Source organism: Allomuricauda sp. ANG21 (genome assembly GCF_040705235.1).
Lineage (GTDB): Bacteria > Bacteroidota > Bacteroidia > Flavobacteriales > Flavobacteriaceae > Flagellimonas > Flagellimonas marina.
This window is the reverse complement of record NZ_JBFCVT010000002.1, coordinates 370773-384809: the sequence shown is the minus strand read 5'-3', so window position 1 is coordinate 384809 and position 14037 is coordinate 370773. Positions and strand designations below refer to the sequence as shown.

Annotated in this window: 14 protein-coding genes; 4 read left to right on the top strand and 10 right to left on the bottom strand. The window is 40.5% G+C overall.

Features of this window, described 5'->3' with window-relative positions:
* Positions 1–433: 433 nt before the first annotated feature.
* From AB1A65_RS04075 to AB1A65_RS04065, 3 genes are read left to right on the top strand one after another with little or no spacing between them, the layout of a single operon-like run.
* Complete coding sequence (locus AB1A65_RS04075) at positions 434–865, top strand: RpiB/LacA/LacB family sugar-phosphate isomerase (RefSeq protein WP_366585898.1); 432 nt, start codon at positions 434–436, stop codon at positions 863–865.
* 9 nt (positions 866–874) lie between these two features.
* Positions 875–1798 (top strand): cation diffusion facilitator family transporter, encoded by a 924-nt coding sequence (locus AB1A65_RS04070; protein ID WP_366585896.1) that lies wholly within the window; start codon positions 875–877, stop codon positions 1796–1798.
* A complete protein-coding gene (locus AB1A65_RS04065) occupies positions 1798–2238 on the top strand; it encodes a GNAT family N-acetyltransferase (protein WP_366585894.1) in 441 nt (146 codons plus the stop codon). Before AB1A65_RS04070 ends, AB1A65_RS04065 begins: the two co-directional genes overlap by 1 nt.
* Before the next feature lie 59 nt (positions 2239–2297).
* Here the strand turns inward: AB1A65_RS04065 and AB1A65_RS04060 are convergent, their stop codons facing one another.
* Genes AB1A65_RS04060 through AB1A65_RS04040 form a run of 5 tightly spaced genes read right to left on the bottom strand, consistent with a single transcriptional unit; the run spans position 2298 to position 6636 of the window.
* Positions 2298–2906, bottom strand: a complete 609-nt coding sequence (locus AB1A65_RS04060; RefSeq protein WP_366585892.1) for a hypothetical protein — start codon at positions 2904–2906, stop codon at positions 2298–2300.
* Positions 2884–4131, bottom strand: coding sequence for a DNA (cytosine-5-)-methyltransferase (gene dcm / locus AB1A65_RS04055; protein ID WP_366585890.1), 1248 nt, complete (start codon positions 4129–4131; stop codon positions 2884–2886). Before dcm ends, AB1A65_RS04060 begins: the two co-directional genes overlap by 23 nt.
* Positions 4132–4146: 15 nt before the next feature.
* A complete protein-coding gene (locus AB1A65_RS04050) occupies positions 4147–4635 on the bottom strand; it encodes a GDYXXLXY domain-containing protein (protein ID WP_366585888.1) in 489 nt (162 codons plus the stop codon).
* Positions 4622–5698 (bottom strand): DUF4401 domain-containing protein, encoded by a 1077-nt coding sequence (locus tag AB1A65_RS04045; protein ID WP_366585886.1) that lies wholly within the window; start codon positions 5696–5698, stop codon positions 4622–4624. Before AB1A65_RS04045 ends, AB1A65_RS04050 begins: the two co-directional genes overlap by 14 nt.
* Complete coding sequence (locus AB1A65_RS04040; protein WP_366585884.1) at positions 5686–6636, bottom strand: DUF2157 domain-containing protein; 951 nt, start codon at positions 6634–6636, stop codon at positions 5686–5688. Before AB1A65_RS04040 ends, AB1A65_RS04045 begins: the two co-directional genes overlap by 13 nt.
* Positions 6637–6821: 185 nt before the next feature.
* On the opposite strand from AB1A65_RS04040, the gene AB1A65_RS04035 reads away from it, so the two are divergent.
* Positions 6822–7403 (top strand): hypothetical protein, encoded by a 582-nt coding sequence (locus AB1A65_RS04035; protein WP_366585882.1) that lies wholly within the window; start codon positions 6822–6824, stop codon positions 7401–7403.
* Here AB1A65_RS04035 and AB1A65_RS04030 read toward each other — a convergent pair.
* The 5 genes from AB1A65_RS04030 to AB1A65_RS04010 all read right to left on the bottom strand — a co-directional run bounded on the left by AB1A65_RS04030 (position 7400) and on the right by AB1A65_RS04010 (position 14028).
* Entirely contained in the window at positions 7400–8359 is a 960-nt protein-coding gene (locus AB1A65_RS04030) for a hypothetical protein (protein ID WP_366585880.1), read from the bottom strand. The two genes, AB1A65_RS04035 and AB1A65_RS04030, sit on opposite strands and share 4 nt — an antisense overlap.
* Before the next feature lie 109 nt (positions 8360–8468).
* Complete coding sequence (locus AB1A65_RS04025; protein ID WP_366585878.1) at positions 8469–10100, bottom strand: S41 family peptidase; 1632 nt, start codon at positions 10098–10100, stop codon at positions 8469–8471.
* Complete coding sequence (gene rnpA, locus AB1A65_RS04020) at positions 10084–10479, bottom strand: ribonuclease P protein component (protein WP_366585876.1); 396 nt, start codon at positions 10477–10479, stop codon at positions 10084–10086. The genes AB1A65_RS04025 and rnpA overlap by 17 nt, the downstream gene beginning before the upstream one ends.
* Before the next feature lie 42 nt (positions 10480–10521).
* On the bottom strand, positions 10522–12372 hold the full coding sequence (locus tag AB1A65_RS04015; protein WP_366585874.1) for a M1 family metallopeptidase: 1851 nt from the start codon (positions 12370–12372) through the stop codon (positions 10522–10524).
* A gap of 3 nt (positions 12373–12375) precedes the next feature.
* Entirely contained in the window at positions 12376–14028 is a 1653-nt protein-coding gene (locus AB1A65_RS04010; protein ID WP_366585872.1) for a S8 family peptidase, read from the bottom strand.
* Between the last annotated feature and the right edge of the window lie 9 nt (positions 14029–14037).

Genomic DNA, 14037 nt, shown 5'->3' with positions numbered 1-14037 from the left:
AAATGTGGAATAATTTTTTTTGCTATTTCTTGCTTTGAACAGATGAAGTTTTTTGTTCACACTTTTTCAGATTCAAATATTGAAGATAATCAACCCTTTAGATTTTATATGAACGATTTTTAATAACTGTTTTCAACATGAATTTATTGAAAACTTAATATTGATTTAATGTTAACTATCGCTATTTTTTGTTCCCAATAGGTTGATTAATTTTTAAAGGAATATCATCTCTACTTTAAGAAAATTGTGTACTGGATTTATTTTTAGAAATAACAAAATTTAATTGCTCTTAGTTTTCTTAAAAAGATCAACAAAATGAGCAAAATGTTAATATATTGTTTTACAACACTATGCAAGGATTCGTTGTTTTTTATCAACACGGTCACTAAAAAAGAATTGTACCTTTGTAATCCATTGGATTAATACAACAATCATGAAAATAGCCATAGGAAACGATCACGCTGGAACCGATTACAAGTTAGCCATTATGGGGCTTTTAAAATCAAAAGGAATTGAAGTCATAAATTATGGTACCGACGGTACCGATAGTGTGGATTATCCAGACTTTGTACATCCCGTGGCCACCGATGTAGAGGAAGGCAATGTAGATTTGGGCATTGTTATCTGCGGAAGTGGAAATGGTGCCACCATGACCATCAACAAACACGAAAAAGTACGTGGTGCATTGTGTTGGACCAAAGAGATTACCCAACTGGCCCGGGAACATAATGATGCCAACATTTTAAGTCTTCCAGCCCGTTTTATTGCGCTGCCCCAAGCATTGGAAATGGTAGAAACTTTTTTAAATACTGAATTTCAAGGCGGTCGGCACGAAAGAAGAATAGAGAAAATTCCATGCAGTTAATTCGATTACATGGGCCATCACCATCACCACCATCATGGTCACGCACATGCGAACAATGATTTAAAAGGAAGGAATCTACTTATATCCATCTTTTTAAACATTGCCATTACAGTGTCGCAGGTGATAGGTGGACTTATTTCTGGAAGTTTGGCCCTTTTATCCGATGCCCTTCACAATTTTAGTGATGTACTTTCACTGATTATAAGCTATATAGCAACTGTTTTTGGAAAAAAGAAAGCGTCGAGCTTAAAAACCTTCGGATATAAGCGCGCTGAAATTATGGCCGCTTTTGTAAATGCCGCAACCCTTGTGGTGGTCGCTATTTTTTTGATGAAGGAAGCCGTGGAACGCCTATTTGATCCACAAACGATTGAATCTGGTTTGGTGATTTGGCTGTCTATTTTGGGTATTGCGGCCAACGGTTTTAGTGTGCTTTTGTTGAAAAAAGATTCAAAGAGCAACATGAACATGAAATCCGCCTATCTGCATTTATTGACGGATATGATGGCGTCAGTCGCGGTTTTGATTGGAGGTATTTTGATGAAATTCTTTCAAATTTATTGGGTGGATGCGGTTTTGACCATGCTAATAGGCTTTTATCTAATCTACATGGGGTACGATCTGTTGAAGGAATCCACCAAGGTGCTTATGCTCTTTACCCCAAAATCAATCGTAATACAAGATATTGTGGAATCAATTTGCACCATTGACCGGGTCAAGAACGTACACCATGTACATATTTGGCAGCTCAATGAAGATGAAGTGCACATGGAGGCCCATATTGACTTTACGGAGGACATCAGATTGTCAGAATTTGATGCCATTTTGGAAGAAATAGAGGAGCACGTCTATCACAAGCACGGAATCAATCATGTTAACATTCAACCTGAATTTGACAAATGTGATTCCAAACATGTAATTGTTCAGGATTGATGGAAGCTGTTGTAAAAACATTTGAGGAACTTTCCACCCAAGAATTGTATCAAATTCTCCGATTACGCAGTGAAATTTTTGTTGTGGAGCAGGATTGTGTTTACCAAGATATCGACAACAAGGACCAAAAAGCGCTTCATGTTTTGGGCTTAAAGGATGGTGAGCTTGTCGCGTACACCCGAATGTTCAAACCAGGCGATTATTTTGAAAACGCAAGTATTGGAAGAGTAGTAGTAGCTCAAAAACAGCGAAAATATGGGTATGGAAAACAAATCATGCAAGTTTCCTTGGCAGCAATCGCCCAACGATTTCCAAAAACCACTATTGAAATTTCCGCGCAGAAATACCTCTTAAAATTCTACACCGAGTTGGGCTTTACAACTCAAGGCGAAGAATATTTGGAGGATGGTATTCCGCATGTTCGGATGATACAAAAATGATTTTAAAAAAGGAATTTCATATCGTTCCCTGAACGAAGTCGAAGGGAAACAGAATTGAATCAAACTAACCTTTTAGCCACCCCAATCGCAATCAAATAATCCAGTTTTAAGATGAGATTTATAGGCTGTTCCGCCTTGTTTTGGGTGGAAAAGAACAGATAGCCCTCATGCCACGGATGTAGTTTTTCGAGCCCCAGTTTCCCATGATGCCCCTTGTGTTTAATAGCGATTTCTTGAAAACGTTCTTGGTGGAGCCCCAAACCAGTTAAATGTTGAATCAGTTTTTCCCGATTAACAAAAGTGATGTTACAAAAAGTAAATAGGTTTTTTTCATCCGAAAAAATGCTGGTCACCAACGCATAAAAATGGGTCTTTTTGGTAGTATCCAACAACCAACCTTGCCTCCGTTTGTTGTTTTTTCCATAAAACAGCTCAAAAGCAAAGGTGGGCAGTCTTTCGTTGATATAATCTAGCTGGGCCTTTTCATCAACAAAATAGGTTGCGCCATCTTTTTTATTCGTGAGAATTAGATCTATGCCTAAAAGTTGCTGTTCCAAATCAACAATACGCTGAAAGGAGTACCGTTTTAAATGCTTTTGGTAATAAAGATTCAATAAAGGAGCTAAATGTTGTTCTTTGGACAGGTCAGCCTTGAATTTGCTTTTCAACTTTGGATATTTTCTGGAACAGGGCCGAACCTATCTGTTCCACAATACCCACCACCAAGGCGTTTCCCATAAAAAATGCCCGTTTGGCATCGGGAATACCTTCTAACAGCGTGTGATTGTCCGGAAACATGTTCAACCGTTCCAATTCAACAGGAGAAAGTCTTCGCAGTCCCTTTTTGGTCTGGACCACGTGCTTAAACCGGGAAGGGGATTTACCGCCCTCTCCAGTAATAATAGTTCTGGAAGGTTGATCGAGCGCATCGGGGAAAACCATACTGCCCTCGCTATAGTTGTATTCAAAACCCGCTTTGGTCCTACGGATTTCTTTTTTGGCGCCTTTGAGATATTCCCATTTTGGTACATCCGACTCATCAATAAAAAGATTTTTCGGGGCCGAACCGTTTTCCAAAATGTCAGAAAGAACAGTACGCTTTCCATCGTAAGTCGGCACTACTTTTAAGGTGGAAACCTTTCCGTTGACACATATTCCGGAATTCAAAAAGGGTGAAAGTCCCTTTTCAGCATTAAAATGATTGGAAAGTGCCACCAAATCTTTAGCTAAATCAAAAGTCACGATATTTTGACTGTTTTTCTCAACAGCAAAAGCTGTTGAAATTACCCCATCTTCTAAAACCCAATCCTTTGGACTGGATTTTTTAAGGGATTTGAACAATTTGGTGGACTTGTGAAACGCCATAAAAAAAACGCGCCTTCGGCGCTGAGGCATTCCATACTCGGCCGCATTGATTACACGCCATTCTACGGCATACCCCAAATCGTTCAAACTGCGGAGCATAATTGCAAAATCTCGCCCTCGCTGGGTAGAGGGTGATTTTAAAAGTCGGTCCACGTTTTCCAAAAACAGGTATTTGGGTTTATTTTTCTTCTCGGAAAGAATGCGGTGGATGGACCACCAAAGCACCCCTTTTTTGCCTAAAAGGCCCTTGGAATTTTTTAAAGAAGTGGCCACCGAATAATCCTGACAGGGAAAACCACCAACCAATATGTCATGGTCTGGAATTTCAGAAGTTGGAACTTCCTCTATATTGGAATTGGAGTGGTTATTGGCCCCAAACCGGGCTTCATAGACCAGAGAAGCATGTTGCATTTTGGTTGAGGGTTCCCATTGGTTGCTCCACACTACTTTGTAGCGACCCGTTTTCTCCAAACCCAAACGAAAACCACCAACACCGGCAAAAAGTTCACAGACCTTAAGTTTTTGCATGCTCAAAAATAGGATTTATTCTATCTTTTTTCGATTGGAATCGTAGAGGCCTATCAAAACACTGTTGCCATTTTCATCCACTTTGATGCCACCGTATTTGGCCTCTGCGTATTTTTCCCCTTCGCCTTCTTGGAAAAAAAAGGATTCCGCGCCAATTTTTATCCTATTCCACTCTCCCATAGTGTACTCAATAAGGTATTCGTTTTCATTTTTTGGAGAAATCTCTTTTTGGTAACGTCCTGGCTGCGCAACACCATCCAAATCCAAGGAGACCACACAATAGCCCCTCTTTGGAATTTCGTTGGGAATCACCTCATCTGAAATGGCATAATTTAATCGCATATAATCCCCTTGCATCAAAGATCGGGGGTCAACGGGGGCAAGTTCCATCAGAATCAGCTGTCCGTCTTCAACAATGTCCTCCTTTTGTACAATACTATAATGAAAAAGCCCTAGAAAGAGAATGAGATTGGCCAAAATGATGTATCTGCTATACTTTTTCATTGGATTTTAGGTTTTTGGTAAGGAAAACATAGAACAAAAGGAACACCAATCCGGATGAAAATAGAATAATTGACTTGGTCAAAAGCGTATAATTAAGGTCATAGTAATATTGAATTACAAAGTAAACCAAGGACAAAATACCAATGGACAGACCTGTTTTGTAGTTGACTTTAAAGCTTAACAAAACCATAAGCAAAGCACCGGGAATTGCCGGAGCAAATAAGGTCGGCATCAGGGTAAGTACGCTAAAGAGGTATACCCAAAGCTTGGTTTTTTTGGCCTCAACATTGAGAGTTTTTAGCAATAGGGTCACTACATAAATAAAAATTAGGATGAGCACAAAGGATGATATCCAGAAATGACTTTTGGATAGAAAAAGAAGGTCGTTTTTTACGGTGGCGCTAAGACCTAACGATAGGGAAAATACCAGTGCTGTTCTCAGCGGGTCGAATAGGTTCACTAATTTTAAATCGGAGGTGAGCAGGCTCGCTTCGTTTAAAAATACATAAGTCAGTGCAAAGGCGTGCAGTATGATGTATGGGTGGATTAAACTGTACATGTCGTTGGAAATAATCAAGGTCAATAGCCCACCACTTATAATCAAGAATGCAAAGAAGGACAAAATGGGATTGTGAACCACAAACAGACTGCCAAAGCCTATGGTCATCACCAGAATGGTTATGATGTTCTCATTGACCTCAAAAATGAACAATCCGGCAATGAAAAGCACCATCCCCAATATAAAAAGGGAAATGCCGATGGTGTCCATAATGAGCGCATCAAACTTTTTGGTGAGGAAAAAGGATACGACAATGAGCCCGATTCCAACCATAAGCATTGCGACTTCGGATTCATACAGTCCCAAAATAAAAAGAAAGCCCAAAAAGGCAATGGAAGCTAAGATGCCGCCAAAAACAGACAGGATTTTTATGATAAAATTCGATTTTCCCCCATTCCTTTTTTCACATTCTTTTAGAATGGCCTGTTCATCATACGTAAAGGAATCTCCTTCGAGGGATTTGATGTTTTCCAAGTGTGGCTGAATGTCCCCTAGCTTTCCCATTTCTTCTGATAATTCAATAACATCTTAATCAATAGGGTGATACTCGTCACAATAAAAATTCCTATGGCGAATAGCATGCCCGCTTCATCTGATAAGTCCAATAGTGCAGCACTAAGTATAATGATTACGCTAAAAGGAATGATGGATAGATAGAACAGGCTTTTTGTTTTTAATCCATACCAGATGCCAACACCATAAAACAGGGCCGCCATTAAAAACAATGCCCAAAAAGAGGGCTGGGGTTTCTCAAAAATACCTGATGAAATACCAATGGTGGAAAATACAATTGCGGTCAATGCAACGAGTTGTATAAACCACAATGGAAAAGGGGGCATTTTAAACACTTTCGGAATTATAATGAAGCCTAGTATCAAAAGACTGTTCATACCAAAGAGCAGGCAAGTCAAAAACAACTCGGACCATTCATAGGCAAGCTGCTCGGCATATAAAATGAACGTGACATTCAGTAAGGCAACAAAAAGTGCCCAAAGGGCCGCAAAATTGGAGAATAGTACCCAAATTGAGATAAAAAGGGTCCATCCGAGGAAAAAATCATAAGCATCTGCTCCAGTTTGATACACTTGTCCGAAAACCGCATATAGCACTCCGACCAAGATAGATGCTGCCAAAACCAATACTTTTTTTATCAATGGTTTTGTCTTGGCGAAAACCGCGATTAAAATTAAGAGGACAATAAGAGTCTCTATTATCCCGAGCTTTGCAAACTTGTGAAGTTCTGCCCAATTGTAGGCAAAGAAAAATAGGATTCCAGCCACTGTGAAAGAGACGCCCAAGGCCAACAGCAAAAACTTCAGAAAGCGTTGCCAAGATGCAACTCCGCTATAAATTTGACCTTCCAATGTTTTGCGCACCCCAATTTCGGACCAATTGCTATGGCTGCAAAGGATTTTTATGTATTCTCTATCTATTTTGGCCATGGTTGTGGTTGAACTTAAGGAAAGATACCAAAAATAGCCTCAGTATTATGGTTTAAATTGATGTAGGTTGCTTTTGAGTTCATCAAAAACAGTATTTATAAATCCAAACAGGTGATAGATCAATTTATATTCCATTTATTCTTGTGTTGATGTTAAGTTGGCTGAAACAAAAATCCTTTTCTATCATGCTGAGATATACCCTTATTTTAACCATGCTTGTTTTAAGTTGTAACCCTAAGAAGAGCTCTAAGAGTCAAGAAGAAACTAACAAAGCTGATTCTAGTTTAATTGTTGGAGAAGAAATCAAAGAAAATTCCAACGCGATTAATTCGGGAACAGAAGAACAAGACATAGCGGAATATAGTGTTGATGATGAAAAGGGGCTCCTTTACAACCCCTATGATTTCTCATTGGAATTGGAACCCATTAAAACTCTTTTGGGTGTTGGCGTTGAAGTGAATGAAGAGTATGTTGATGATGAACAGGGACCATATTTATATACTACAATTACCTACAAGGACACAGAAATAAGCTTTTACGACTTTGGTGGCCATGAGGTTAAAATTACGACACCAAAACTTACGGTCTGTGAAGGAATTAAAATCGGAATGAAAAAGGCAGATTTTGTCAAGTCCATGAAAATTGACCCTAAAAAAATGGAAGCGGCAAGCATTTTCAGCCTGGTTGACACGTATGGATATATGGGGTTCCATTTCCGATCAGATACGCTTTATCTTATTTCTGGTTACTATAAAGAAGGTGATTAGAAAATATCGTTATAAAATGACACGACCAAGATTACCGAAAAGATAAAAAAGCAGAACATGAACATTGCGTTCACAAAATTTTGAAAGCTTTGTTTTTGCAAATTTACCATCAACTTGGACACTTGAGGATTGTTTGGCAAATACATTATTTCAATTTCATGTATGTCCGGTAGCCCAATAACCTCCAGTTTCCCCACTATTTTTTTATCGCTTCCAACCAGGGTATTTCCCGCTTCATCTTCATAGGTATAATTGAATTTTACCACAGGATTTTCATTGATAAGTGTACCGGTATCTTCGTAGGAGGTAACCGTGGCCATTGTTCCCAGCCCATAATACATCAAATCCCAATTTTGCGATTTGGTCCTCTTGCTTGTCAACAGCCCTGTTTTTTTTAAAATGTAATTGAGAACGATCAAAATTATACTGACAAACAGCAAAGTTTCGGTAGTTTCAGATGAATTGGAAAATAGATTCTCATGATATCTAGGAGCGGATACTATGCGAGAAATAGCCTCTCCCATCAGAAAATAGCATCCAGCAACATAGGTTATGGTAAACAGACTGCAGAGTAAAATATAAATCAATGAAACCTTATATTTTCCAGAATGTAAAAAGTAGGGAGGGTTGGGCTTTTTATTCGGATCAAGCGTAATCCGAACCTTGCCATCTTTTTTGAATCGGTTTAGATGGGGTTTACTGTCCCTGAACCGTAAACCTCGCTGGATTGGATATCCAGAAAAATTCTCAAAAACAACCTCAATTTCCAATAGGGGAAACTTGCCATCCTTTAATTTTTTGATGGAAAGCATGGTGGCCTCTTTCGAAGGAACAGAGCTGTTCTCCTGATTTTTCCAAAGATGAAAAGGCTTAAAAAAGCAATGGCAAATCAATTTATATAGCCAAAACAGTAAAACAAGACTTATAAGGCTTAGGGTGAAAATGGTGTAAAGCATGCTCGAAATTTTAGAAAAAATAACGAACAGGGAAAAACGTAGCCCCGGCTATTTGACGATTGCTTGTTTCGGATTGATGAACAATCTGTTTGGGATTAAACCCAAACGGCTATTCCAAAATTTCACTGTACTTGGCGCTATCGCCCAAAAGCGTTTTGGCGGCCAAAATAGCATCATCATGGTTTAAGTAATGTTTGTAAAGCCCTTCACGGTAGAAATAGCGCGTAATGATCTCGTCTTCCAATCCCTTTTTTATTTCCTCCTTAAAGGTGTCCAAAGCGGTGATTTTCCCACGATTTACAGCTAATAAAAGGTCTTTGTACTTCTCTTGCACTTCTGAGCCCAATAGCGCATCATCGGTATTGATGGATTGCTCCAACAACTCTTCGGTTTTGGTTTGAAAGGTGAAGTTTTGCTCTTTGGCATATTTTTTAAAGGCATCGTAGTCGGCATCAGAAAAAGTAAAATCATCAATAGAACCAAAATCATGGTCGTAATAGAAATCCGTGGCAAAATCAAAAAGAATATTGTTTTCTTGAAGCGAATTGATGAGGGAATTTGTCTTTAAAGAATTAATGACCACATCGGGCATTACACCGCCACCGTCCCAGACCTTGCGACCATTTTTGGTGGTGAATTCGTGAAAATTGGTATTGCGCACTGCATTGCCCTCTTCATCACGGTTCCAATAATCCAACGATTGTATACATCGACCTGAAGGCGTATAATATCTTGATATTGTGACCTTTAACTGCGTTCCATACGTCAGTTTTAAAGGGCGTTGAACCAATCCTTTTCCAAAGCTTCTAGCTCCCATGACCACGGCGCGGTCCAAATCCTGCAACCCGCCAGAGACGATTTCACTGGCCGATGCACTTTTTCCATCTACCAAAACAACAAGAGGAATGTCCAAATCTTCGGGCTGGTTTTTGGTTCTGTATTCCTGGTTGAACTTTTTGACCTTGGATTTTGTGGTAACGATAAGCTCACCTTTGGAAACAAATAGATTGGTCACATTAATGGCTTCTGAAAGAAGTCCACCGGGGTTTCCGCGCAGGTCTAAAATCAGTTTCTCAGCACCTTTTCCTTTCAAGTCCCGTAACGCTGATTTTGTTTGGTCAGAGGCTTTTCGATTAAACCGGGAAAGCACAATGTAACCGGTTTTTTCATCGAGCATATCATAAAAAGGAACCGCATCTACCTCAACACCTTCACGGGTAATGTTTGCCGTTTTGGTTTCTCCTTGTCGCACATAGGTAACATTTACCGAGGTATTGTTGGCACCCTTGAGCAGTTCACCGGCATCATCATCAAAATCGGACACCTTGGTATCACCTATTTTAATGATTTCATCCCCAGCTTTCAGCCCTGCTTTATCTGCGGCATAGCCTTTATACGGCTCCACGATGAGCAATTTGCTTTCATAGGATCGAACCAATGCACCTATCCCGGAATATTCCCCGGCGTTGTTGATTTTATAGGATTCTACATCTTGTTCGTTTAAAAAACGGGTGTAGGGGTCGAGCTCGTCCAACATGCTTTTAATGGCAGAATCCATGAGTTCTGCGGGATTCGTCTCATCTACATAATTCATGTTCAGCTCTTTAAAAAGAGTGGTGAAAATTTCAATTTGCTTGGCGATTTCAAAGAAGTCGCTTTTCAAACTAAAACTGCTTGCTCCAACCAAAATGGCAACGGCCAAGAGGGGAATTATAACCTGTTTTTTAATCAATCTTTTCATGGGATTCTCTTTTAAGAAAGTCGTCCATTAGCTTTTGCATGGCGCTTTCAATGTCAGCATAACTGGGCATCTTATTACCAAGGTATAAAAATAAGAACGCAAAGTTACCTTCTATGTTGTTAAATATAAGGGACTTGTTGAGTCGATAGGCTTCCCGTAATAGACGCTTTATGCGATTGCGGTCAACAGCGCTTTTAAACTTTTTCTTGGGAGCCACCACACCCACCTTTATTTTTGAGTCATCCTCAAAAGAGGTGTTGAGATAAATCAATTTCAAGGGAAAATGGGAAACGCTTTTACCCTCCTTGAAAAGTGACTCAAATAGCATTTTGTTCTTGAGCTTTTCTTTTTTTGGGAAGCGGTTTACAAAGGTGTCCACAATGTCAAAAATTATGACCCTGCAGAGGGCCGAAAACTAATACTAAGGATTTTCCTGATAAACATTGTTTTCGCCATCCACGTCAGCCATGAGCTGGGAGGGATCAATAACAATGGCCGTTACATTTTCCAAAGGCATGTCTATGGTAAATTCATAAGTTGGGTACGCCCAAGGCCAATCTTTCAAAACAGTCCTGTCCAAATTTGTGTATGGATTTGCTTTTTCCCCGAACATCATTCGCAGGGGAATGTAATAAGTGCTTTGAGTTCCATCGGCACCTACAACCAAAATATCCAATGGCATGGGCATTTCACCAATCCGATTCAATGTAATCTTGGTTTTGTCACCATCAGCCTCTACATTTTGAATACCATAGTCTATGGTGTTGGTGGTCTTTGTCCAATCGGTCAAGTACCAACCCAATTGCATTCCAGTAACTTTTTCCGCAGTTCTGATAACATCATTGGGCACAGGGTGCTTGAATTTGAATTCATCAAAATACGTTCTGATGGTTTCCATCAACTTATCCTGACCGATGACATAACCCAATTGCGATAGAAAAATGGCACCTTTGCTATAGGCCGAAATACCATAAGCAAAATTGGTGGTGTAGCGATCTGCATGGGTGGCTTGTGGCATCTCCAAACCAGAATTTACCAAGGCGTAGTACCCTTTATAAGAACCTTCAAACGGATTTTGCTTGTTTTGTTCCATAATTTCATTCATGCAAAGACTGCTTATAAAGGTGGTAAAACCTTCATCCATCCATTCATGTTCGGACTCATTGGTGGCCAGTACATGTTGAAACCAAGAGTGCGCCATTTCGTGTACCATAACCCCAACCAAACTACTAAATTCACGATTTCCAGTAATTAAAGTACTCATTGCATATTCCATACCGCCATCGCCACCTTGGACAACGGAGTATTGATCATATGGATATTTGCCAATGTTCTTGCTGAAAAACTGCATGGCAGCCTCTGTTTTGGGCTGTAATTTTTTCCAATTTTCGATGATTTCTGGATTGTTCTTGTAGTAAAAATGAAGGGTTGGCCCATCTGCCATTTTAACCGTATCATGTATGTATTCTGGGTCCGCAGCCCACATAAAATCATGGACATTGGGGGCCACAAAATGCCAAGTAAGGGTTTTGCCCTTTGTCTTTACTTTTGTTCCTGGAGTTTCGTACCCATGCCCAATTTCATCTGGGTTTTGCAAATAGCCCGTTCCACCAACGGTGTACTCTTTGTCCAAGGTAAGTTTCACATCAAAATTGCCCCATACGCCGTGGAATTCCCGAGCGATATAAGGGGTAGGATGCCAACCCTCAAAATCATATTCAGAAAGTTTGGGATACCATTGGCTCATGGATAGTGCCACACCCTCGCTACTGTTTCGCCCAGAACGACGAATCTGCAAAGGGACCTGACCCTTGAAGGTCATCTCCAAAGTCGTTTTTCCTCCAGAGGGAATGGGCTTGGCCAAATCCACCACAAGGATGGTACCTTCTTCTGTGAATGTTACGGCATGTCCATCTTGGGTGAGAGTTTCCACGTGAAGGTAACCCATCTCACTTTCGGAAAGGGTTGAAATTCTGCTCACGCCGTTTTCCATCATTCTATTATCAGGATCTTTGATGTTCTGCAAACGAATATCCATCTCGCTTCCAGGTTGAAAGGCGTTGTAATACAAATGATAAAAAACCCGGTCCAAAACATCAGGTGAGTTATTGGTATAGACCAACTTTTGGGTTCCGGTATATTGATAGGTCTTTACATCCATTTCAACATCCATGGTATAATCCACATGCTGTTGCCAATACGAATTGTTTTGCGCGAAGAGAAGGGAAATTCCCGATACTGCCGTGAAAAAGAATGATAGTAAACGCTTCATATTTTATTTAGAATTGCTGTTCAAGGTCATTTTACCTTTTGAAATATTATCTGCCAAAATTAATGCATTATAGGCATTGACCATTTTTCCTGATTTTGAGATTTTATCGAAGGTAGTGGGTTGTGCTTCATCGCCCGCTACAATAACGGAGGCCTTGGAATACAGTCCAGATTGCATGATGATGCTTTTTACCTGGGCGGCGGTCAAATCTGGATAATAAGACCTTACCAAAGCCGAAACCCCAGCAACCGCCGGCGCTGCCATTGATGTACCTCCTTGAAAATCGTAGGTGTTGTTGGGAAGGGTGGAGTAAATATCATCGCCGGGCGCAAAAACGTCCACATTTTGTTTACCGTAATTTGAAAAAGTGGCCACCATATCTGAGCCATAGCTACTGGTAAGCGCACCCACCGTTATAAGGTTGTCCACAAACTCGGTGGTCTGCCCTAGTTTGGCATCGTTGGGGAAGTTTGGGTTCTCTGGGTCGTCTAGATCATGTCCGTCGTTTCCAGCGGCATGCACAATCAGCACATCCCGTGAAGCCGCATATTGAATGGCCTCGTAAACCCATTCAGCTTCGGGAGAAAATGCCTTTCCAAAACTACAATTGATGATTTTAGCCCCGTTATCCACCGCATATCGTATGCCCAAAGCAATGTCTTTGTCGTATTCATCGCCATTGGGTACGGCGCGGATGCTCATGATTTCCACATTTTGGGCCACACCGTTCATTCCAAAACCATTGTTTCGCTCCGCGGCGATAATTCCAGCCACGTGGGTACCATGGCTTTCAGATTCAACTTGGTTTTTTGGGTTGCCGTTCCCGTAGGGAACATCGGTAATGTCATAAGGGTCATCACCAACAGGGGTTCGCCCATTAAAGTCTTTGTTGAGGTTGTAATTGACTTGGTCGGCGAAATAGGTTATACCTTCATTGAGCTCATCCAAAACGCTGGGAATATCATCACCATACGTGAACATTTGGGTCAGCACCGCAATGCTTTGTTCCATTTGCGGAGTTTTGGCCTCAATGGATTTTAAATCTTCCTTGGTATAGGTTTCCTTCCCCAACTTTTCTTTAACTGCGGCATCGGCTCCCTTGACCACTTGATAAATTTGTTCGTATTGTTGTTTGTTTTGAAGTGCCTCTGGGTACTCCTTGTCCAATAAAAGTCTTGCTTGGGCTCTTTCCGAGGCGTCTCCAATGTTTAGACGAAGCATTCGCACATATTCCAACTGTTCATTATACGAATCACCCAAGAAATTGTAGCCGTGAATATCATCAACATAACCATTGCCATCATCATCTTTTCCATTGTTCGGAATTTCATCGGTATTGGTCCATAATACGTCATTTAAATCCTCATGCTCCAAATCAATTCCAGAATCGACTACGGCCACAATGACGGTCTTTCCTTTTTTATTTTTGATGATTTCCTTGTACGCCCTATCCACACTCATTCCGGGTATGGTGTCCATAATCAGGTCGGCATGCCCCCAGTTTTTTCTCTCAGTTTCGGTGAGGTCGGTAATCTTGAGCGGTACCGTATCAATATTTTCAACTGGGGTTGAAACCAAAGAAGTGGCTCCACATCCCATCAGGAAAAGTGAAGCGGAAAGAGACAGGAAAGATAGTTTGCTATATGTGCGATTCATAAATAATAA